Here is a 20,926-nt window from a genome sequence, read left to right on the forward strand (position 1 = left end):
GACCGGACACGACCCGGACGGACGCTCCTCAGAACAGCGTCTGCGCCGCAGCCGGCCGGAGCAGCCGCTGGTCGAACCCGGGGTCGGCGCGCTTCAGCGGTGACACCGTCGGCACCGACTGCTCCTGCGGCAGCGCCTGCGGCCCGCCCGTGCCCAGCCCCTGCGGCATCCCCGGCTGCAGCGTTCGCGGTTCCGAGAAGCCCATCGACCCCGTCGCCGGGTCCACGCGCCCCAGTCCGACCCCGTGCGCCGCCAGGATCGGGCGGATGCGCTCCGACAGCCACCGTCGGTAGTCCTTCGGCGCGTAGGTGTTGTCGAGGTACATCGCGCGGTACCGCTGCACCAGGTCGGGTCGCTCGCGGCCGAGCCACTCGAACCACCACGGCTTGACGCCCGGCCGCAGGTGCAGCGCCGAGTACATGATGCTCGTCGCGCCGGCCGCGGTCGCCCGACCGATGGCGTCGTCGAGGTGCGCCCGGGTGTCGGTGATGTACGGCAGCACCGGCATCAGGAACACGGCGCAGTCGAGCCCCGCGTCGCGGATGGCCCGCACGGTCGCCAGCCGGGCCGACGTCGTCGGGGTGCCGGACTCGACCGACTGCTGCAGCGAGTCGTCGTACACGGCGATCGACATCGCGAGGTCGACCGGCACCACCTTCGCCGCCTCGGCCAGCAACGGCAGGTCGCGGCGCAGCAGCGTGCCCTTCGTCAGGATGCTGAAGGGGGTGCGCGACTCCGCCAGCGCCTCGATCACACCGGGCATCAGCCGGTACCGCCCCTCGGCCCGCTGGTACGGGTCGGTGTTCGTGCCGAGCGCCACCGGGTGACGGTCCCACGAGGGCTTGCCGAGCTCACGACGCAGCACGTCGGCGACGTTCGTCTTCACCACGATCTGCTGGTCGAAGTCGGCGCCGCCGTCGAACTCCAAGTAGGTGTGGGTCGGACGGGCGAAGCAGTACACGCAGGCGTGGCTGCACCCGCGGTACGGGTTGATCGTCCAGCCGTAGGTCCCCGACCCGTCCGCGCTCGGCACCCGGTTCAGGGCGCTCTTCGCCAGGACCTCGTGGAAGGTCACCCCGGCGAACTCGGGCGTCGTCACGCTCCGGACGAACCCGCTGTTCGATTCCATCCCGGGCAGCGCGTCGCTCTGCTCGGCGTCGATCGCCTGTCCACTCCACCGCATGCCGTCATTCGAACACACGTTCGAACAGACCGCAAACCCGAGCGGACCACGACAGGCCTCAGTGGTGCAGGCCGAGCACCTTCGCCGTGCGCTCGAGCGTGGCGTCGGCCAGAGCCGGGTCGTCCCCCAGGTCCTGCCCGTAGGTCGGCACCATCGCGCGGACGTCGTCCTGCCAGCCGTCCCACCGGTCCGGGAAGCACCGGCGCAGCATCGTGAGCATGATCGGCACGGCGGTCGAGGCACCCGGCGACGCCCCGAGCAGGCCGGCGATCGAGCCGTCGGCGGCGGTGATGACCTCGGTGCCGAACTGCAGCACACCGCCCTTGTCCTTGTCGGGCTTGATCACCTGGACACGCTGCCCCGCGGTGATGCGGTGCCAGTTCTCAGGCTCGGCGCTCGGCATGAAGTCGCGGAGCGCCTCGAACTTGGTGTGCTTCGACGCGAGGAGCTGGCCGACCAGGTAGCGGACCAGGTCGAAGTTCGAGAACGCGACGCTCAGCATCGGGCGGAGGTTGTGCGGCCGGATCGAGCGGAACAGGTCGAGGACCGAGCCCTGCTTCAGGAACTTCGGACTGAACCCCGCGTACGGCCCGAACATCAGCGACGACCCACCGTCGACGATGCGGGTGTCGAGGTGCGGCACCGACATCGGCGGGGCACCGACACTGGCCTTGCCGTAGACCTTGGCGGAGTGCTTCTGCACCACCTCGGGGTCGTCGGTGCGAAGGAACTCGCCCGACACCGGGAAGCCGCCGTAGCCGCGGATCTCCGGGATGCCGGACTTCTGCAGCAGGTGCAGGGCTCCGCCACCGGCACCGACGAAGACGAACTTCGCGGCGATGCGCTGCGTCGACCGGCCGATCTCGTTGCGGACGTTGAGCACCCAGCCCTCGGACACCTTGGAGCGGGTCAGGTTGGTGACCTGGTGCGAGGGTTCGAACTCGACACCGTCGATCTCGAGCTGGTCGAAGAGCTGGCGGGTGAGCGACCCGAAGTCGACGTCCGAGCCGGCTGCCGAGTAGGTCGCCGCGATCGGCTGGTCCTTCTTGCGGCCGGGGATGAGCGCCGGTGCCCACTTCCGGATCTGCGCCGGGTCGTCCGAGAACTCGATGCCCGCGAAGAGCGGGTGGTCACGCATGGCCTCGTACCGGGCGCGCATGTACGCGACGTTGGCCTCGCCCCACACGAAGGAGATGTGCGGCGTGGGGTTGATGAAGTTCGTGGGTTCGGGCAGTACGCCGGTCTCGACCAGGTGCGCCCAGAACTGCCGCGAGACCTGGAACTGCTCGTTGACCGTGACGGCCTTCGCGATGTCGACGCGGCCGTCCGGCAGTTCCGGCGTGTAGTTCAGCTCGCACAGTGCCGAGTGCCCGGTACCGGCGTTGTTCCACGGGTTCGAGGACTCCTGCGCAACCGTGCCGAGCCGCTCGTACACGCGGATCTTCCAGCTGGGCTCGAGCTTGTGGATGATGGCCCCGAGCGTGGCACTCATGATGCCTCCGCCGATCAGGACGACGTCGATGGGGTCCACCTGCTGCTCTGCCACCCGTCGATCCTACCGGCGGCACCCGACAGACGGACAGGAGGCCCGTGGCGGTGTCGCCACGGGCCTCCTGTCCGTCTGCTGGTCGCGCCCGGGGCGCGCTACGCGTCGACGGAGCGGCGCGCGACGATCGTCTCGGCGATCTGCACCGCGTTGAGCGCGGCGCCCTTCCGCAGGTTGTCGTTGCTGACGAACAGCACGAGGCCGCGGCCCTCGGGCGCGGACTGGTCGGCGCGGATGCGGCCGACGAACGCCGGGTCCTGGCCGGCGGCCTGCAGCGGGGTCGGGACGTCGGAGAGCTCGACCCCGGGTGCGCTCGACAGGATCTCGGTCGCACGCTCGGGCGACAGCGGACGCTCGAACTCGGCGTGCACCGAGATCGAGTGCCCGGTGAACACGGGGACGCGCACGCACGTGCCGGCGACGAGCAGGTCGGGCAGCTCGAGGATCTTCCGGCTCTCGTTCCGGAGCTTCTTCTCCTCGTCGGTCTCGCCCAGGCCGTCCTCGACGATGCTGCCGGCGAGCGGCACGACGTCGAAGGCGATCGGCCGGACGTACTTGACGGGCTCGGGGAACGTCACGGCGGATCCGTCGTGCGTCAGCGCAGCGGTGTCCTGCTCGAGCGCGGCCTTCGCCTGGCCCAGGAGTTCCTCGACCCCGGCGAGCCCGGAACCCGAGACCGCCTGGTAGGTCGTGGCGACGAGTCGGCGGAGCCCGGACTCGGTGTCGAGCACCTTGAGCACCGGCATGATCGCCATGGTCGTGCAGTTCGGGTTCGCGATGATCCCCTTTGGCGCCTGGTCGATGGCGTGCGGGTTCACCTCGCTCACCACGAGCGGGACGTCGGGGTCCATACGCCAGGCGCTGGAGTTGTCGACGACGAGTGCCCCGGCGGCGGCGAACTTCGGCGCGAGGGCCCGCGAGGCGGTGGCCCCGGCGGAGAACAGCGCGATGTCGATGCCGGACGGGTCAGCGAGCTCGGAGTCCTCGACCACGATCTGCTCGCCCCGGAACGGCAGCGTCGTGCCGGCGGAACGGGCGCTCGCGAAGAAGCGGACCCGGTCGGCCGGGAACGCGCGCTCTTCGAGCAGGCGACGCATCACGGCGCCGACCTGGCCGGTGGCGCCGACGACGGCGACGGTGAGGGTGCTCATGCGGTGCTCCTGGTGGTTCAGCGGATCGACGGGTCAGCGGGCGTCAGCGGCCGGTGCCGGCGTAGACGACGGCCTCGGCGTCGGCGTCGAGGCCGAACGCGCTGTGCACGACGCGCATCGCCTCGTTCAGGGTGTCGGCGCGGGTGACGACCGAGATGCGGATCTCGGACGTGGAGATCATCTCGATGTTGATCGACGCGTCGTGCAGGGCGCGGAAGAGCTGCGCCGAGACGCCGGCGTTCGTGCGCATGCCGGCGCCGACCAGGGCGAGCTTGCCGATCTGGTCGTCGTACTGGATGCTCTCGTAGCCGATGTCGGCCTTCGCGACCTCGAGCGCCGTCAGCACGGTCTGGCCCTGGTCCTTCGGCAGGGTGAACGAGATGTCCGTCCGCCCGGTCGACGCCGCCGACACGTTCTGGACGATCATGTCGATGTTCGCCCCGGCGCGTGCCACGTTGGTGAAGATCTCGGCGGCCTTGCCCGGCTGGTCCGGGACCCCCACGACGGTGATCTTGCCCTCGGAGAGGTCTCCGGCGATCCCGGTGATGATCGGTTCTTCCACGGTTTCCCCCTCGGCAGGGTTGTAGACGATGGTGCCCTCGTTGTTGTTGAACGAGGACCGGACGTGCAGGGTGACGCCGTGCCGCCGGGCGTACTCGACGGCGCGGATGTACAGGACCTTGGCACCCGAGGCTGCGAGCTCGAGCATCTCCTCGCTGGTGACGCGATCGACCTTGCGGGCCTTCGGCACGACGCGGGGGTCGGCGGTGAAGATGCCGTCGACGTCGGTGTAGATCTCGCAGACGTCGGCGTCGAGTGCTGCGGCGAGGGCGACGGCCGTGGTGTCCGAGCCGCCGCGGCCGAGCGTGGTGATCTCGCCCGTGGTGCGGTTGAAGCCCTGGAACCCGGCGACGATCGCGACGTGGCCGGAGTCGAGCGCCTCGCGCACGCGCTTCGGGGTGACGTCGACGATGCGGGCCTTGCCGTGCTGGGCGTCGGTGAGCATGCCGGCCTGGCTGCCGGTGTAGGAGGACGCTTCGACCCCGAGGCTCTTGATCGCCATCGCGAGCAGCGCCATCGAGATGCGCTCCCCCGCGGTCAGGAGCATGTCGAGCTCACGGCCGGCGGGGATCGGCGTGACGGAGTGCGCCAGGTCGACGAGTTCGTCGGTGGTGTCGCCCATCGCCGACACCGCCACGACCACGTCGTTGCCGGCCTTCTTCGTCTCGACGATCCGCTTCGCCACGCGCTTGATGCTCTCGGCGTCCGCGACGGATGAACCACCGAACTTCTGCACGATCAAGGCCACTGGCTGGTACTCCCGGAGACGGCGACACCGCGAGGTCACGCGGTCTCACAATGGTAGTCGGTGTTTCGGGGATGTTGCGTGCGAGCGGGCCCCGACGCAAGGATCCTGCGTGGCGGTCAGCCGCCGACGACGCGGCGCCCTTCGAAGGCACGACCGAGCGTGACCTCGTCGGCGTACTCCAGGTCGCCGCCGACGGGCAGCCCCGACGCGAGCCGGGTGGTGCGGATGCCCATGGGGACGAGCAGCCGGCTGAGGTACGTCGCCGTCGCCTCGCCCTCGAGGTTGGGGTCGGTCGCGATGATGACCTCGGCCACGGTGCCGTCGGCCAGACGTGTCATGAGCTGCTGGATGCGGAGGTCGTCCGGTCCGATGCCGTCGATCGGGCTGATCGCCCCACCGAGCACGTGGTACAGCCCGCGGAACTCTCGTGTGCGCTCGATCGCCGCGACGTCCTTCGCCTCTTCCACCACGCAGATCGTCGCCGGCGAGCGGCGCGGGTCGCGGCAGATGCTGCACTGGACGTTCTCGGTGACGTTGCCGCAGATCTCGCAGAAGCGGACCCGCTCCTTGACGTCGGCGAGCAGCTCGGACAGCCGGCTCGGGTCGAACGACTCGGTCTGCAGGATGTGGAAGGCGATGCGCTGCGCCGACTTCGGGCCGATGCCGGGCAGGCGGCCGAACTCGTCGATGAGGTCCTGGACGATCCCGTCGTACATCAGGCACCGTCCTGGTGGAGAGCGGTCTCCTCGATGAACTGGGCGTTGAGGATCTCACGCACGACGGCCTCGCCGTACCGGCCGGCGACCGGGGCGCGGCGTGCGGGCGGTGCGGTGCGGGCGGGAGCGGCGGCGGGCTGGGCCGCACGCTGCGGTGCGGCCTGCTGCACCGGGGCTGCCGGCGCCGCGGCTGCGGGTGCTGCTGGTGCTGCTGGTGCTGCGCTTCGTCCGATCCCCGGGTCGGGGAACGGGGCACCGTCGTCGTACGGTTCGTCGTCGAGTGGGTAGTCGTCGACCGGGACGCCCGGCACGACGGAACCGCCGGGAGGTACGGCTCCCGCTCCGGACGCCGCCTGCAGACCCGGGGTGGTCGGGCCGTCGGGCTGCCCGGCCGTGGCAGCGCCCGGTCGCGCGGGTGCGGCCGACGGTGCCGACTCGGCCGGCTGGGGCGTGCTCGTCTCGGCGGGGGCGACCGGCGCGGACGCCGGCACGGTGCCGAAGGGTGCTGCCCAGCTGGGCTCGACGGACTCCGGGACGGCGTCGGCGGTGGGGTCGCTGGCGGGGATCGTCGCGACCGCCCAGTCCGTCACCGGCGCGCCCGAGGGAGCGGGGGTCGGTTCGGCCGGTGCCTGGTCGCGCTGCGGGGCGGACGCGGTCGGCACTGCCTTCGGCTCGGGCGCGGACTTCGGCGCGGGCGCTGCCGTCGGCACAGGAGGTGCCGTCGACTCGGGTGCTGCCGACGCGGCCTTCGGCTCGGCGGCAGGGGCAGCCGTCGGCATGGGCTCAGCAGCGGAAGCCGGCGTCGGGGACTCCGGTGCTGCGGGCTCGGGCGCCGGGGCCGGCGCCGGGGCCGCGGCGGGCGCCTGGGCAGCGGGCGCCGGACGCTGGGCCGGTGCGGCCTGCTGTGCCGGAGCCGACTGCTGCTGCTGCTGCTGGGGACGCTGCTGCTGTCCGGGCCCGCGGGCGACGAACTTCACCCGCAGACCGAGGACGTCCACGATGGCGGCGCGGAGCAGTTCGCTGACGCTCGCCGAGGGGTCGGACATCTCCTTGAACGAGGCGACGTCCTGCTGGCTCGGGAACGTCAGCGTCAGCACGTCGTCGCGGAGCGCGGTGACCTGCGCCGTGACGACCACCGACCACGCCGAACGCTTGGCGTGCTGCACGTGCTCGACGATCTGCGGCCAGGAGTCGCGCATCTGCTGGAAGCCGACGGCACCGACGGTCCGGACGGCGGGCTCGTCACCGATCGTCGTGCCCTGACCGGTGGACGACGGGCTGACCGGCTCGGCCGCGGGCTTCGAGGGCTCCGGCTTCGAGGGCTCCGGCTTCGAGGGCTCGGACTTCGCGGGCTCGGCCGAGGTCTGCGCGGGTGCTCCAGGAGTGCTCGGAGCGACCGCTGCCCACGACGCTGCGGCGTCGCGGGCCACGGCTCCGGAGTCGGCCTGCGGCGCGGCGGGCTGCTCGACGGGACGCTCGGGCGTCGCACGAGCCGCTGCCGGAGCGGGCGTCGGGGCGAGGGAGGGAGCAGGCGCTGCGGGAGCCGCGGCTGCCGGCTGCTCACGACGCGGTGCAGCGGCGACGGCGGGAGCGGACTGCTCGCCGGCGCCGGCCTGGTGTCCACCGGCGTCGCCGACCCCGACGCGACGTTCCAGTCGCTCCACGCGGGCGAGGGCTCCGCGCTGGGTGTCGTCGGCCTCGGGCACGAGCATCCGGGCAGTCATGAGCTCGAGGTGCAACCGGGGCGAGGTCGCGCCGGTCATCTCGGTGAGGGCACGGTTCGCGATGTCGGCGGAGCGGGAGAGCCCGGTCGCGCCGAAGACCCCGGCCTGGCGGCTCATGGTGTCGAGTTCTTCCGGGGAGACCCCGCGCAGGACGGCGGCGGCGCTCTCGTTCGTCGCCGCGACGACGATCAGGTCGCGCAGGCGCTCGAGCAGGTCCTCGACGAAACGGCGGGGGTCCTGTCCGGTCTGCACGACGCGGTCGATCGCGGCGAACGCGGACGCCGGGTCGGCGACGGCCAGGGCGTCGACGACGTCGTCGAGCAGGGCGGCATCGGTGTAGCCGAGCAGGGCCACGGCACGCTCGTAGGCGATCGCACCGTCTTCGCTGCCGGCCATCAGCTGGTCGAGCAGCGACAGGGTGTCACGGACGGATCCACCGCCGGCACGCACCACCAGGGGCAGGACGCCGGGGGCCACCGACACGGACTCCTGCGTGCAGAGCTGCTCGATGTACTCGAGCATCACCGCGGGCGGGACGAGCCGGAACGGGTAGTGGTGGGTGCGCGACCGGATGGTGCCGATGACCTTCTCGGGCTCGGTCGTCGCGAAGATGAACTTGACGTGCTCCGGCGGTTCCTCGACCAGCTTGAGCAGTGCGTTGAAGCCCTGCGGCGTCACCATGTGCGCTTCGTCGAGGATGAAGATCTTGTAGCGGTCGCGAGCCGGCGCGAACACGGCACGGTCGCGCAGGTCACGCGCGTCGTCGACGCCGTTGTGGCTCGCGGCGTCGATCTCGATGACGTCGAGCGAACCGCTGCCGTCGCGGGCGAGTTCCACGCAGCTCGGGCAGACGCCGCACGGGGTGTCGGTCGGGCCCTCGGCGCAGTTCAGGCAGCGCGCCAGGATGCGGGCCGACGTCGTCTTGCCGCAGCCACGGGGCCCGCTGAACAGGTAGGCGTGGTTGACGCGGTTCGTGCGGAGCGCCGTGCGGAGCGGGTCGGTGACCTGCGACTGCCCGATCAGCTCGGCGAAGTTCTCGGGCCGGTAACGGCGATACAGGGCGGTGACCACGCGACAAGGGTAGCCGTCACGACCGACAACCCGCGTGCCCGTCCACAGGCCAGGCGGGAACGAAGAAGACTCCTCACGCACCCGCCAGAGCCTGGTTACCCTTGCTGCGTTTCCGCCCTGGGGGAGTTGGCCTGGATGGCGTCACGTGAGGAGCCGCCGAGAAGTCTACCGGACGCAACGGGCAGACTCGAACACATGAAGATCGCCATCGCCGGAGGACACGGCCAGATCGCCCTGCTCCTCGCCCGCCAGATCACCGACGCCGGCCACGACGCCGTCGCGATCGTCCGCAACCCCGCGCACGTGGCCGACGTCGAGCAACAGGGGGCGCGTGCGATCGTCGCCGACCTGGAGCAGCTCGGGGACGACGACCTCGCGCTCCGCCTGCGCGGTGTCGATGCCGTGGTGTTCGCCGCCGGTGCCGGGCCGAACAGCGGCGCCGAACGGAAGCTCACCGTCGACCGTGACGGTGCGATCCTGCTCGCCGACGCCGCCGAGCGTGCCGGCATCGAGCGCTACGTGATGATCTCCGCGATGGCGGCCGACACCTACGACCCCGAGCTCGCCGTCGTGCCCGGGCAGGACGACGCCGCGGTGTTCCAGGTCTACCTGCGAGCGAAGGCCGAGGCGGACGCGAACCTGCGGGCCCGACGCCTCCGCTGGACGATCGTGCGTCCCGGCGGCCTGCTCGACACGCCGCCGCAGGGCACCGTGCACGTCGGCCGGACGGTCCCGCGCGGCTCGATCCCCCGGGCAGACGTCGCGACCGTCGTCCTGCACGCCCTGCTCGACGACGCCGCGGTCGGCGTGCAGTTCGAGGTCACCAGCGGCGACACCCCGATCCCGGCGGCGCTGAACGCGCTCACCTGACCGGTCGGTGCGGCCCGCACCGTGCGCGCTCCGTCACCCCGTGCGAGTTCCTCGCCGAAGGTGCCGGGCCGCGCACCGTGCGCACCTGCTCACCCCGTGCGGACTTCCGCGCCCCGTGCCGCGCTGCGAGCGCGCACCCAGCAGGCAGCCCCGCGCCTCCCGTCCGCACCGTGCGCACCTGCTCACCCCGTGCGGACTTCCACGCCCCGTGCCGCGCTGCAAGCGCGCACCCACCAGGCAACCCCGCACCAGCCCACGAACACCGCACCGTGCGCCGGACGCGACCCACCGACGGACGGGAGGCACGGCGCCAGCCCGCCCCGCGCCTCCCGTCCGCACCGTGCCAACCTGCTCACCCCGTGCGGACTTGCGCGCCTCGTGCCGCGCTGCAAGCGCGCACCCAGCAGGCAACCCCGCACCAGCCAACGAACACCGCCCCATGCGCCGGACGCGACCTACGGACGGACGGGAGGCCCGGAACCAGCTCGCCCCGCGCCTCCCGTCCGCACCGTGCGCACCTACTCAGCCCGTGCGAGCTTCCGCGCCCCGTGCCGCGCTGCAAGCGCGCACCCAGCAGTCAGCCCCGCACCACCCGACGAACACCGCACCGTGCCGCCGCCACGCGCCACGGCGCCACGCGTCAGAGCGCGACCGCAGCCGACTGCCGGGCGATCTCGAGCTCCTCGTTCGTCGGGATCACGAGCACCGCGACCCGTGAGCCGTCGGTGGAGATGCGGCGGGCGTCCCGCGACGCCAGCTCGTTGCGGTCCGGATCGATCTCGATGCCCAGGTGCTCGAGCCCCGCGAGCACACGCCGCCGCAGCAGCGCGTTGTTCTCGCCGACCCCCGCGGTGAACACGACCGCGTCGAGCCCGCCGAGCTGCGCCGTGTAGGCACCCACGTACCGACGGATGCGGTGGCGGTACACGGCGAGCGCCGCCTCCGCCTGCTCGTCGCCCTTGGTGGCGGCGTCCTGCACGTCGCGCATGTCACCGTTGCCGGTCAGGCCGAGCAGGCCGGACCGCTTGTTGAGCATGGTGTCGAGCTCGTCGAAGGTCATCCCGGCCTCGCGGTGCAGGTGGATGAGCACCGCGGGGTCGAGGTCACCGGAGCGGGTGCCCATGACGAGCCCCTCGAGCGGGGTGAGGCCCATCGAGGTCTCGATGGACTTGCCGCCGTCGATCGCCGCGACCGAGGCGCCGTTGCCCAGGTGCAGCACGATCGTCTTGAGCTCGGCGAGCGGCCGGTCGAGGAACTCCGCGGCCTGCTCGGAGACGTACTTGTGGCTGGTGCCGTGCATGCCGTAGCGGCGGATCCCGTACTCGGCGGCCAGGTCGGCGGGGATCGCGTACGTGTACGCGTGCGGCGGCATGGTCTGGTGGAACGCGGTGTCGAACACGGCGACGTGGGGGACGTCCGAGAAGACCTGCTTCGCGGCGCGGATCCCCTCGAGGTTCGCGGGGTTGTGCAGCGGCGCGAGGCTGTTGAGGTCCTCGATCTGCTGCTCGACCTGATCCGTGACGACCGTCGCACGGTCGAAGGTGGTGCCGCCGTGCACGACGCGGTGGCCGACGACGGCGGGCGGGTGCTCGTCGAACGACGGCCCGACCTTCGCGAACGCGTCGATCATCGCCTGGAACCCGGCCGCGTGGTCGGGCACCGACGCGGCGTCGTTCGACGACGACTCCCCCGTCAGCGCGTTGGTGTGCTTCCAGGCCCCGGCGGACTCGCCGATGCGCTCGACGAGCCCGGAAGCGAGCGTGCGCTCGTCCTCGAGCTCGATGAGCTGGTACTTGAACGAACTCGAGCCGGAGTTGACGACGAGGGCTGCGGTCACGGGGTGGTCACTTTCTGTCGGGCCTGGAGGCGCGGTGCGGGTCGGGCGGTCAGGCCGCGTCGGTCGCGGTGCCGGCCTGGATCGCGGTGATCGCGACGGTGTTCACGATGTCGCCCACCAGGGCGCCGCGCGACAGGTCGTTGATCGGCTTGCGCAGGCCCTGCAGGACCGGGCCGATCGCCACGGCGCCGGCCGAACGCTGCACGGCCTTGTACGTGTTGTTGCCGGTGTTGAGGTCCGGGAAGATGAACACCGTTGCGCGGCCGGCGACCGGGGAGTCCGGCATCTTCGTCGACGCGACCGTGGGGTCGGCTGCGGCGTCGTACTGGATCGGGCCCTCGACGAGCAGGTCGGGTCGGCGTTCCCGCACGAACGCGGTGCCGGCGCGCACCTTGTCGACGTCGGCGCCGGAGCCGCTGTCGCCGGTGGAGTAGCTGAGCATCGCGACGCGGGGGTCGATGCCGAACTGGGTCGCGGTCTCGGCGGACGAGATCGCGATGTCGGCGAGCTGCTCGCTCGTCGGGTCCGGGATCACCGCGCAGTCGCCGTAGACGAGCACGCGGTCGGCGAGCGCCATCAGGAACACGCTCGACACGATCGAGGTGTCCGGACGGGTCTTGATGATCTCGAACGACGGCCGGATGGTGTGGGCTGTGGTGTGCTTCGCGCCGGAGACCATGCCGTCGGCGAGCCCGAGCTGCACCATCATCGTGCCGAAGTACGAGACGTCGGTGACGGTGTCGCGGGCGAGCTCGATCGACATCCCCTTGTGGGCGCGGAGCCGGGTGTACTCCTCGGCGAAGCGCTCACGCAGCTCGGGGTCGAACGGCGAGACGAGCTGCGCGGCCTCGAGGTCGAGGCCGAGCTCGGTCGCCCGCGTGCGGATCGCGGCGGGGTCGCCGAGGATCGTGAGCTCGCAGACCTGACGCTGCAGCAGGGTGGAGGCGGCACGGAGGATGCGGTCGTCCTCGCCCTCGGGCAGGACGATGCGCTTGCCGTAGCTGCGCGCCCGGTCGAGCAGGCCGTGCTCGAACATGAGCGGGGTGACGACCCCGGACGGGGCGAGCTGCAGGCGGTCGCGCAGGGCCTCGGCGTCGACGTGCTGCTCGAACAGGGCGAGCGCGAGGTCGGCCTTCCGGGGCGAGTCGGCGGCCAGGCGGCCACGGGTCTGGGTGATCCGGAGGGCGGTGTCGTACGTGCCGAGGTCGTTCTGCGCGATCGGCAGCGAGCTCGACAGGCCCTCGAGCAGCCGCGACACCTGCGGGGCGATCTCGAACCCGCCGTTTAGGATGACGCCGGCCAGGCTCGGGAACGTCTCGGACTGGTTGGCGAGCAGCGTGGCGATGAGGACGTCGCTCCGGTCACCGGGGACGACGACGATGCCGCCCTCGATCAGCCGGGGCAGGACGTTCTCCATGCTCATGCCCGCGACGACGGTACCGAGGGCCTCGCGGTCGAGCAGGGCGTCGTCACCGCGGACCAGGGTGGCGCCGGTGGCCTGCAGCAGGGCGCGGACGGTCGGGGCGACGAGCACGCGGTCCTCGGGGATCGCCCACACCGGCACGTCCGGGTGGTCGTCGTGCACGGCCTGCTCGACGCTCGTCACGATGGCGGCGAGGGCGTCCGGGTCGGCACGGTTCACCACGACGCCGAACAGCTGCGCGTGTGCCGCCCGCAGCTCGCTGGTCGTGACGTCCGCCACCTGCGCCATGCCCTCGGGGGTGCGGGCCGCACGTTCGGCGGCGTCGCGGCCACCCAGCACGAGGAGCACCGGAGCGCCGAGGTTCGCGGCGACCTTCGCGTTGAAGGACAGCTCGGTGGGGCTGCCCACGTCGGTGTAGTCGGACCCGAGCACCACGACGGCGTCGCACTGCCGCTCGACCTGGGCGAACCGGGTGACGATGGTGCCGAGCGCCGCCTCGGGGTCGGCGTGCACGTCGTCGTAGGTGACCCCGACCGCGTCGTCGTACGAGATGCCGACGGCCGTGTGCTGCAGCAGCAGCTCGAGCACGTAGTCGGGTTCGACGACCGATCTGGCGACGGGCCGGAACACGCCGACGCGGCCGACGGACCGGGCGAGGGTCTCGAGGACACCGAGGGCGACGGTGCTCTTGCCCGTGTGCCCTTCTGCTGACGTGATGTAGATGCGGGTCGACACGAGGCCCAGGGTAGTCGCCGGACATGTCACGACATCTGGGAGCACCGGCACCGACGACACGCGGTCGTGAGCACCGCGCAGAACCTGTACCATTGGGTGTCGCCGTCGCGAGACGGTGTCAGGAGAATTCGCCTAGTGGCCTATGGCGCACGCTTGGAAAGCGTGTTGGGTGCAAGCCCTCGGGGGTTCGAATCCCCCATTCTCCGCAGCGAGCAAGGCCGAACCACCACGAAGGACCCGCACCGATCGGTGCGGGTCCTTCGTCGTTCCACGACCGTCCGGTCCCCCACCCTGCGGACGAGCGCGTGCCCTGTTCCCCCTCGGTTGGCCGGGAAACGCCGACCAGGGGTGGAACGGGCTGTCCCCGGTACCCGCCGGTCGCCTATGCTGGCCGAGCGAACGGCTCCGGGACGAGCCGACCGCGGTGCATCGAGCGGCAGGGGCGTCGCTCGGAGGGCGTGCTGATCAGCGTGCCCGGAACACCCGAGGGGACGAGGAGACGCGCCATGGGGGACACCACCGTGCCCGCAGTGCCCGTGCGGCCCGCCGTCTTCGACACGGTCCTCCGTCCGCGCCGGTCCCTCGTCCGTTCCACCGCGCTGAGCATCGCCTTCTCGGCAGTGCCGCTCGCCGTCGCCCTGGTCTGGGTCTCGTTCCCGTTCCGCACGTGGGCCGTGTTCGCCGGGATCGTCGTCGCGATGGCCGCGGCCGTCGGCATCGTGTTCGTGCGACTGCACACCGCGTTCATCGGGATCGACGACGACGGCCTGACGATCCGCGGGGTCCTCACGGCGCACCGGCGGATCCCCCGCGAGCGCGTGCACAGCCTGGTGCTCGCCACGACCTTCGGTTCGTCGGTGGACCGGACCGTCCGGGAACTCGTCGCCTTCGACCGGACCGGCACCCACCTCTTCCGGCTCCGTGCCGACGTGTGGGGGGACGACGGGCTCGACCGGGTCGTCGACGCGCTCGGCGTGCAGGTCGTCGAAGAGTCGCGGCCGGTTTCCGCCCGCACCTTCGCGAAGCGCTACCCGACGAGCCTCGCCTGGTACGAGCAGCGGTCGGCGTTCCTGCTCGTCGGCGGCCTCGTCGTGCTGGTCGTCGGCGGGCTGCTCGCCGTCGAGTTCGCCGGCCTCAACGCCCGCTGACCCACCGGCGGACCCGTCAGCGCCGCCGCCGCAGCGTCGAGAAGATCCCGCGCACCACTTCCTTCGCGATGGTCCCGCCCAGCCCGGAGCCGAGCAGGTCCGACAGCGGGTCCCCCGCGGTTCGCCGCGTCCCGGACCGCCGTGTCCCGCCCGACCGACCGGAGCCGCCGGACCGACCGGACCGCCGCGCCTCCGACGCTCGCTCGGCCCGCTCGAACTCCCGCTGCTGCCGCTCGTACTCCTGCTGGGCCTCCGCCGACGCGTCCGCCGCGGCAGCCGCCGCCGCGTCGGCTGCCGCGGCCGCGTCGGCCGCAGCGGCCGCCGCCTCCATCCGGCGCGCGAGCACCTCGCGGGCCGAGTCCGGATCGACGCGGGTGCCGTAGGTCGCCAGGAGCGGTGAGGCCTGCACCCGTGCGGCCATCTCGTCGGCCGGCATCGGGTCCATCGACCCCTGGGGTGCGCGCAGCCGGGTCCACGCGACGGGGGTCGGCGCGCCCCGCTCGTTCATCACCGTGACGATCGCCTCGCCGGTCGCGAGCGACGTGAGCACCTCGCCCAGGTCGTAGTCGCTCGTCGGGTAGGTCGACACCGTCGCCCGGAGCGCCTTCGCGTCGTCCGGGGTGTGGGCGCGGAGCTGGTGCTGGATGCGTGACCCGAGCTGCGCCAGCACGTCGTTCGGCACGTCCTTCGGGGTCTGCGTCACGAAGAAGACCCCGACGCCCTTCGACCGGATGAGCCGCACGGTCCGCACGATCTGCTCGGTGAAGTCTTTCGACGCCCCGCTGAACAGCAGGTGCGCCTCGTCCAGGAAGAACACCAGCTTCGGCTCGTCCTGGTCGCCGACCTCCGGCAGCTCGTTGAACAGGTCCGCCAGCAACCACATCAGGAACGTCGAGAAGACCTCCGGCCGGTCCTGCACACCGGGCACCTCGAGCAGGCTGACGATCCCCCGCCCGTCCGCCGCCGTCCGCAGGAACACCTGCGTGTCGATCTCGGGCTCGCCGAAGAACTGGTCGGCACCCTGGTCGGCGAAGGTGACGAGCTCCCGCAGGATCACCCCGGCGGTCTGCTTCGACAGGCCCCCGAGCTCGGCGAGTTCACCCTTGCCCTGCTCGCTCACCAGGAACGTCAGCACGCTCCGCAGGTCGTCGAGGTCCACCAGCGCCAGGCCCTGCTGCGTGGCGTAGTGGAACACCAGACCGAGCGAGGACTCCTGCGTGTCGTTCAGGCCGAGCACCTTCGACAGCAGCAGCGGCCCGAACCCGGAGACGGTGGCACGGATCGGCACGCCGGTGCCCTGCCCGCCCAGTGAGAACAGCTCGGCCTGGCTCGCGACACCCTGCCACTGCTGGCCGATGCCCGCGGTGCGGTCGAGCAGCTTGTCGTTCGCCTGCCCCGCGACGGCCAGACCCGACAGGTCGCCCTTCACGTCGGCGGCGAACACCGGCACCCCGTTCGCCGCGATCTGCTCGGCGAGCACCTGCAGCGTGCGGGTCTTGCCGGTGCCGGTCGCCCCCGCCACCAGCCCGTGCCGGTTCAGCATCGCGAGCGGGATCCGGACCTGCACGTCGGGCACCGCTGCGCCGTTGACGAGGGCACCGAGTTCGATCGCGCCGCCGCCGACGGCGTAGCCGTCACGGATCGCTGCGACCGCGTCCGGTCCGAGCGGGCCGGCTTCGGCACGGACGGGAGGCACGGTGCCGGTCGCCGCCGTCGCCACCGGATCCGGGACGGTCGCGTCGACCGCCGCGGCAGGGGTGGTGGGAGCCGGTGCGGCTGCAGGGGCGGGCTCCGCGTCGGGCGTGAGCCGCGCCTCCAGGCCGGTGGGTGGCGGGGACCCGACGACCGCGGGTTCCGCGTCCGCGGTGAGGACCGCCTGCTCCTCCGCCGCCAGTGCGGCGGCGAGCTCCTCGGCTCGCCGCGCCGCTTCGTCGGCGAGCCGACGTGCCTCGTCGGCGGCCTGTCTCGCTGCCTCGGCAGCCGCCCGTGCCCGCTCCGTCGCGTCGCTCATGGGCACAGCCTAGGGACCGGAGCGCGCGGCGGTCCGGGTCGTCAGTGCGTGAGCGCGGGGACCGTCCGCGGGCGGACCACGAACCAGAGCATCAGGATCGCGACGGCGGCGGTCGACGCCATCACCATCGCCATCGGGGTGGCCGTCGTGATGCCGAGCCAACCGACCACCGGCGAGATGAGCCCGGCGACGCCGAAGTTCAGGGCGCCGAGCACCGAGGCGGCGGTCCCCGCCTCTTTCCCGTGGGCGGCGAGACCGATGACCTGCACGAGCGGGAACGAGAACCCGCACGCGGCGATGAAGAACCACAGCGGGACGAGCACGCCGACCAGACCGGCCCCGAGCTGGTCGAGGACGATGATCGCGAGCGACGCCAGCAGCAGGGTCGCGGTCGAGCACGCCAGGATCCACTGCGGACCGACCCGCTGGGCGAGCCGCGACGAGATCTGCACGCCGAGGACGACCCCGACCGAGTTGACGGCGAAGAGCAGCCCGTACTGCTGCGCGTCGAGCCCGTAGACCTGCTGGAACAGGAACGGTGACGCGCTGAGGTACGAGAACAGTCCGCTGAACACCATGGCGCCGATGAGCGCGACGCCGACGAAGATCCGGTCGGAGAACAGCGCCTTGTAGCGCTGGCCGATGGTGGAGTGTCCGGCCTCGTGCCGACGGGCCGGGGGCAGGGTCTCGACGATGAGCAGGATCGACGCGATGACCACCGCCAGGCCGTAGCAGGCGAGGAAGACGAAGATGCCGCGCCAGCTGGTGAACTGCAGCATCTGCGAACCGATGAGCGGCGCGAGGATCGGCGCGAGGCCGTTCACCATCGCCAGGCGGGACAACATGCGCACCAGCGGCTTGCCGCCGAACAGGTCACGCACCGTCGCCATCGCGACGACACCGCCGGCTGCGGCGCCCATGCCCTGCAGCACGCGGAACACCGCGAGCAGCTCGATGTCCGGCGCGGTCGCGGCGCCGATCGACGCGGCGATGTGCACCGTCGTCGCGATGATCAGCGGCAGTCGACGGCCCACCTTGTCGCTCCACGGGCCGACCAGGAGCTGCCCGATGGCGAAGCCGAGCGTCGTCGCGGTGAGCGTCAGCTGGACCGCGCCGTCGGTGACGCTGAACTGGTCCTTGATCGCCGGGAACGCCGGCAGGTACAGGTCGATCGTGAACGGCCCGAGCGCCGTGAGGGCGCCCAGGACGAAGACGTAGACGAGCCGCTGCCCGCGGGAGAGCGAGTCTCCCGGGTGCAGGACGACCCGGAGCGAACCGGTGGTGGCGGGCGCGGTCACGAGACAGGAGTCCTTCGACGATGAGGGGGCGGGGGGGGTGATCGCGGGTCGATCGAATCGATTCGTCCGCGGAACCATCCTACGGTCGCCGGTGCGTGCTCGGCGCCGCCGGTGCGGGCCGCCCGCGTGAAGCGGCTGGTGCTGCCCCTCGGCCCGGCGCGGACCATGCGGTAGCGTCGGGTTGCTCGGGGGCCTTCCGGGTGAAGCGGATCAGAAGGGGGTGGGCGTCATGGTGGATGCCCGGATCCTGCACACCACTGCAGCGCTGCGCGAGGCGATCCTGCGGCTCGCCGCGGACCGACCGGTCTCGGAGATCACCGTCGCCGACGTCACGCGTGCCGCCGGCATCAACCGGGCCACGTTCTACTCGCACGCCGTCTCCCCCGGGTCGCTGCTCGCCGACGTCCTGACGCCGGAACTCGACCGCATCCGGCAGGACGACGCCGACGAGCGCCGAGCCGCCGCCGACCGGGGCGCCGGAGCCGACGAGCTCGCGGCCATCACCCGGCGCGGCATCAACGCCGTCGTCGAGCACGTGACCACGCACCGCGACATCTACGGCAAGGCGCTGCCGGACCCGAACGACGCCTCGCTGCACCGGCTGCTCGTCGAGCACTTCACGGTGTCGAGCGCCCTGCACATCCGCGAGCTCGACCCCGCCCATCGGCCCGACCTGCTCGACGACGTCGCCGCGGGGTTCGTGGCGCAGGGCTTCGTCGGGGCGATCGAGGCCTGGCTCGCCGGGCCCCGCCGGTCGCGGAAGGCGCTGGTCGAGACGATCACGCTGTCGTTCCCCGCGTGGTGGAGCTGAGCGGACCGTTCCTACTCGGCGTCGGTCGTGTCGCCGTCCGTCGGGTCGGTCTCCGGCTTCTCGCCGCGCTGCAGGGACTGCACGACGTCGACCGCCGTCGCCGCCGTGTCGGCGTCGTCGCCCCCCGACGGCACGCGGTAGTCGGCGGACACCCCGTCGCCACCGGTGCCGGTCGCGGGCAGCGGATCACCGAGGGACACCACGACGACCCCGGCGTCGTGGGCGGTCTGGATCACGCCGGTCAGCGCGGACGGTCGGGCGGCGTGCACGAGCAGGGCCTTGGCCCCCTTCCGCACGAGCTGGGCGACCGCGGTGCGCTGGGACGCCGCTGCACCCGATGCCGGAGCGACCCGGACGTCCGGCCGGAACCCGGCATCGGTCAGGTCGGTGCGGAGCCGGTCGGCGAGGGCCGCGTCGTCGTGCACCAGGACGACGCCGATCACGGCCTGCTGGTCGAAACCGCCGTCGGAGCTCGTCAGGTCGGTGCTCTGCACGGGTGTGGGGGCAGCCGACGTCGTGCCCTGGCACCCGGCCAGGGTCAGGGCCGCCGCCAGGGCGACGGTCACGGCGACGATGCGCAGCACGGTGGTCTCCTCTTCGGTCCGGTCTGCCACGCTACCCGGCGGCCGGGCCGTGCGACGACGGAGTCCGCGACGGGACTGTTCCGCCCGGGCTTGCCGGGGCTGTCGTCACCGGCGCAGGCACGGGGCCGAGCCGTCGGACGGCCGCGATCGCCAGCGCGGCGAAACCGATCATCGCCGCGAACACCAGGGGGAACGACACCGTCCCGTCGGCGCCACCGGTCGCGGTGAAGAGCAGGCCGGTCACCGCCAGGCCGATCACGCTGCCCGCGGCATCAGCGATCGTCAGGGCCGAGCTCGCGAACCCGTCGTCGCCCTCGCCGGAGAACCGCAGCGTCAGCATCGAGGCGCGCGGGTAGATCGCGCCCATGCCCGCACCGCCGACGAACCAGCCGGCGACCAGCACCCACCACGACAGGTCGAACGTCGCGACCGCGAGCGCGGTCACCAGGCTGACGAGCACCAGCGTCAGCCCGACCCCGAAGGTGCGCCGGGTGGTGAGCCGCCGCTCCCCCAGACGGCCGTGTGCCCAGCTCGACGCGGCCCAGCTGAGTGCCGCCACCGTCAGGGCGAGCCCGGCGGCCGACGGCGACAACCCGTGTTCGGCCTGCAGCAGGAACGGCACGTACGCCTCGCTCCCGAAGAACGACGCGGCGACGAGCCCGCGCAGCAGCACGACCGACGGCAGCCCGGCCGCGGCCCGGAACGTGCCGGTCGGCAGCAGCGGTCGCAGGGCGAACCAGGTGCCGACCAGCCCGACGACGACCGCGGCGACCATGCCCCACGGGGTCAGGTCCGGCGCCACGTTGAGCAGCAGGATCGACACGGCCGCCGCGACCGACCACCCGATCCGGACCCGCTGCCACGGCGGGCGGAGCGACGCGGCCGGGGCGTGCAACCGGCCGAGGGTCGGCACGAGCAGGACGAACGCGGCCAGCGCGATCACCAGGGCCCCGGCGAACACCCAGTGCCAGTTCCAGGTGTCGGTGACGATGCCCGCCAGCGCGGGACCGATCAGCGCGGGGACGACCCAGGCCGCGGCGAACCCGGCGAACACCGGTCCGTGCAGCTCGGCGGGGAAGATCCGGGCGACCAGCACGTACAGCACCACGTCGATCGCCCCGGCGCCGAACCCCTCGATGAGCCGCCCCGCCAGGAACACCTCCATGGTCGGCGCGAGCATCACCACGGCGGTCCCCACGGCGAAGAACACCGCCGACACCCAGGCCACGATCCGTCCGCCCGCACGGTCGGCCCAGTTGCCGGCGAGGACCATGCCGGGCACCCCGGCGGCGAGTGGCGCGGCGAAGGCGAGCGCGTACAGGGTCTCGCCGTCGAGGTCGCGGCTGATCACCGGCATGATCGTCGTCATCGCCAGGTTCTGGAACGCCGCGACGCCGACGATCGCGACCATGCCGATCGTCGCGAGGGCGTACGGCCCGCTCAGCAGGCTGGTCCGCGACGCCGTTGTGCTCACCCGATCATCGTAGGGGCGGGCGCCGACGACACGGT

The 20,926-nt window shown here is 72.2% G+C and carries 15 protein-coding genes, 1 tRNA gene and 1 other RNA gene; 4 read left to right on the forward strand and 13 right to left on the reverse strand.

The window, feature by feature from the left end; translation table 11 throughout:
- Positions 1–28 precede the first annotated feature (28 nt).
- The 7 genes from DEJ05_RS08600 to ffs form a co-directional block, all read right to left on the reverse strand.
- Positions 29–1,183 carry an Rv2578c family radical SAM protein gene (locus DEJ05_RS08600; protein ID WP_111110237.1) on the reverse strand — a complete coding sequence of 385 codons (1,155 nt, stop codon included), beginning with the start codon at positions 1,181–1,183 and terminating at the stop codon, positions 29–31.
- A gap of 58 nt (positions 1,184–1,241) precedes the next feature.
- Complete coding sequence (locus tag DEJ05_RS08605) at positions 1,242–2,729, reverse strand: malate:quinone oxidoreductase (protein ID WP_111029411.1); 1,488 nt, start codon at positions 2,727–2,729, stop codon at positions 1,242–1,244.
- Between the two features lie 98 nt (positions 2,730–2,827).
- A complete protein-coding gene (locus tag DEJ05_RS08610) occupies positions 2,828–3,880 on the reverse strand; it encodes an aspartate-semialdehyde dehydrogenase (RefSeq protein ID WP_071405015.1) in 1,053 nt (350 codons plus the stop codon).
- Positions 3,881–3,923: 43 nt separating this feature from the next.
- Positions 3,924–5,189, reverse strand: a complete 1,266-nt coding sequence (locus DEJ05_RS08615; RefSeq protein WP_017888681.1) for an aspartate kinase — start codon at positions 5,187–5,189, stop codon at positions 3,924–3,926.
- Positions 5,190–5,305: 116 nt separating this feature from the next.
- Positions 5,306–5,905 carry a recombination mediator RecR gene (recR, locus tag DEJ05_RS08620; protein WP_017888680.1) on the reverse strand — a complete coding sequence of 200 codons (600 nt, stop codon included), beginning with the start codon at positions 5,903–5,905 and terminating at the stop codon, positions 5,306–5,308.
- A complete protein-coding gene (locus tag DEJ05_RS08625) occupies positions 5,905–8,700 on the reverse strand; it encodes a DNA polymerase III subunit gamma and tau (RefSeq protein WP_111110238.1) in 2,796 nt (931 codons plus the stop codon). The genes recR and DEJ05_RS08625 overlap by 1 nt, the downstream gene beginning before the upstream one ends.
- A 61-nt stretch (positions 8,701–8,761) precedes the next feature.
- Positions 8,762–8,858, reverse strand: an RNA gene (gene ffs / locus DEJ05_RS08630) — signal recognition particle sRNA small type.
- Between the two features lie 37 nt (positions 8,859–8,895).
- Between ffs and DEJ05_RS08635 the strand changes: the two genes are divergently transcribed.
- On the forward strand, positions 8,896–9,570 hold the full coding sequence (locus DEJ05_RS08635; protein WP_111110239.1) for an SDR family oxidoreductase: 675 nt from the start codon (positions 8,896–8,898) through the stop codon (positions 9,568–9,570).
- Between the two features lie 640 nt (positions 9,571–10,210).
- On the opposite strand, the gene DEJ05_RS08640 is transcribed toward DEJ05_RS08635, so the two are convergent.
- Both DEJ05_RS08640 and pta read right to left on the reverse strand, forming a co-directional pair.
- Complete coding sequence (locus DEJ05_RS08640; protein WP_027466390.1) at positions 10,211–11,407, reverse strand: acetate/propionate family kinase; 1,197 nt, start codon at positions 11,405–11,407, stop codon at positions 10,211–10,213.
- A gap of 49 nt (positions 11,408–11,456) precedes the next feature.
- Positions 11,457–13,565, reverse strand: coding sequence for a phosphate acetyltransferase (pta, locus tag DEJ05_RS08645; RefSeq protein ID WP_071405020.1), 2,109 nt, complete (start codon positions 13,563–13,565; stop codon positions 11,457–11,459).
- 121 nt (positions 13,566–13,686) lie between these two features.
- Between pta and DEJ05_RS08650 the strand changes: the two genes are divergently transcribed.
- Positions 13,687–13,771, forward strand: a tRNA-Ser gene (locus DEJ05_RS08650).
- Positions 13,772–14,071: 300 nt separating this feature from the next.
- Positions 14,072–14,713 (forward strand): hypothetical protein, encoded by a 642-nt coding sequence (locus DEJ05_RS08655; RefSeq protein ID WP_111029409.1) that lies wholly within the window; start codon positions 14,072–14,074, stop codon positions 14,711–14,713.
- A 16-nt stretch (positions 14,714–14,729) separates the two neighbouring features.
- On the opposite strand, the gene DEJ05_RS08660 is transcribed toward DEJ05_RS08655, so the two are convergent.
- Complete coding sequence (locus DEJ05_RS08660) at positions 14,730–16,724, reverse strand: helicase HerA-like domain-containing protein (RefSeq protein WP_111029408.1); 1,995 nt, start codon at positions 16,722–16,724, stop codon at positions 14,730–14,732.
- A gap of 41 nt (positions 16,725–16,765) precedes the next feature.
- On the reverse strand, positions 16,766–18,022 hold the full coding sequence (locus DEJ05_RS08665; RefSeq protein ID WP_051596893.1) for a multidrug effflux MFS transporter: 1,257 nt from the start codon (positions 18,020–18,022) through the stop codon (positions 16,766–16,768).
- 229 nt (positions 18,023–18,251) lie between these two features.
- Between DEJ05_RS08665 and DEJ05_RS08670 the strand changes: the two genes are divergently transcribed.
- Positions 18,252–18,833, forward strand: coding sequence for a TetR/AcrR family transcriptional regulator (locus tag DEJ05_RS08670; protein ID WP_138803833.1), 582 nt, complete (start codon positions 18,252–18,254; stop codon positions 18,831–18,833).
- Positions 18,834–18,844: 11 nt separating this feature from the next.
- Here the strand turns inward: DEJ05_RS08670 and DEJ05_RS08675 are convergent, their stop codons facing one another.
- Entirely contained in the window at positions 18,845–19,447 is a 603-nt protein-coding gene (locus DEJ05_RS08675; protein ID WP_110863381.1) for a substrate-binding domain-containing protein, read from the reverse strand.
- A 1-nt stretch (position 19,448) separates the two neighbouring features.
- Positions 19,449–20,891 carry an MFS transporter gene (locus DEJ05_RS08680; RefSeq protein WP_111110240.1) on the reverse strand — a complete coding sequence of 481 codons (1,443 nt, stop codon included), beginning with the start codon at positions 20,889–20,891 and terminating at the stop codon, positions 19,449–19,451.
- Positions 20,892–20,926: the final 35 nt, after the last annotated feature.

The organism is Curtobacterium sp. MCLR17_045 (genome assembly GCF_003234405.1).
Taxonomy (GTDB): domain Bacteria; phylum Actinomycetota; class Actinomycetes; order Actinomycetales; family Microbacteriaceae; genus Curtobacterium; species Curtobacterium flaccumfaciens.

What these genes read in the sequence shown, in the direction of transcription:
- DEJ05_RS08635 (WP_111110239.1), top strand. Translation starts at nt 8,896, where the DNA reads ATGAAGATCGCCATCGCCGGAGGACACGGCCAGATCGCCCTGCTCCTC.
- DEJ05_RS08600 (WP_111110237.1), bottom strand. Translation starts at nt 1,183, where the DNA reads ATGCGGTGGAGTGGACAGGCGATCGACGCCGAGCAGAGCGACGCGCTG.
- DEJ05_RS08670 (WP_138803833.1), top strand. Translation starts at nt 18,252, where the DNA reads ATGGTGGATGCCCGGATCCTGCACACCACTGCAGCGCTGCGCGAGGCG.
- DEJ05_RS08610 (WP_071405015.1), bottom strand. Translation starts at nt 3,880, where the DNA reads ATGAGCACCCTCACCGTCGCCGTCGTCGGCGCCACCGGCCAGGTCGGC.
- DEJ05_RS08660 (WP_111029408.1), bottom strand. Translation starts at nt 16,724, where the DNA reads ATGAGCGACGCGACGGAGCGGGCACGGGCGGCTGCCGAGGCAGCGAGA.
- recR (WP_017888680.1), bottom strand. Translation starts at nt 5,905, where the DNA reads ATGTACGACGGGATCGTCCAGGACCTCATCGACGAGTTCGGCCGCCTG.
- DEJ05_RS08655 (WP_111029409.1), top strand. Translation starts at nt 14,072, where the DNA reads ATGGGGGACACCACCGTGCCCGCAGTGCCCGTGCGGCCCGCCGTCTTC.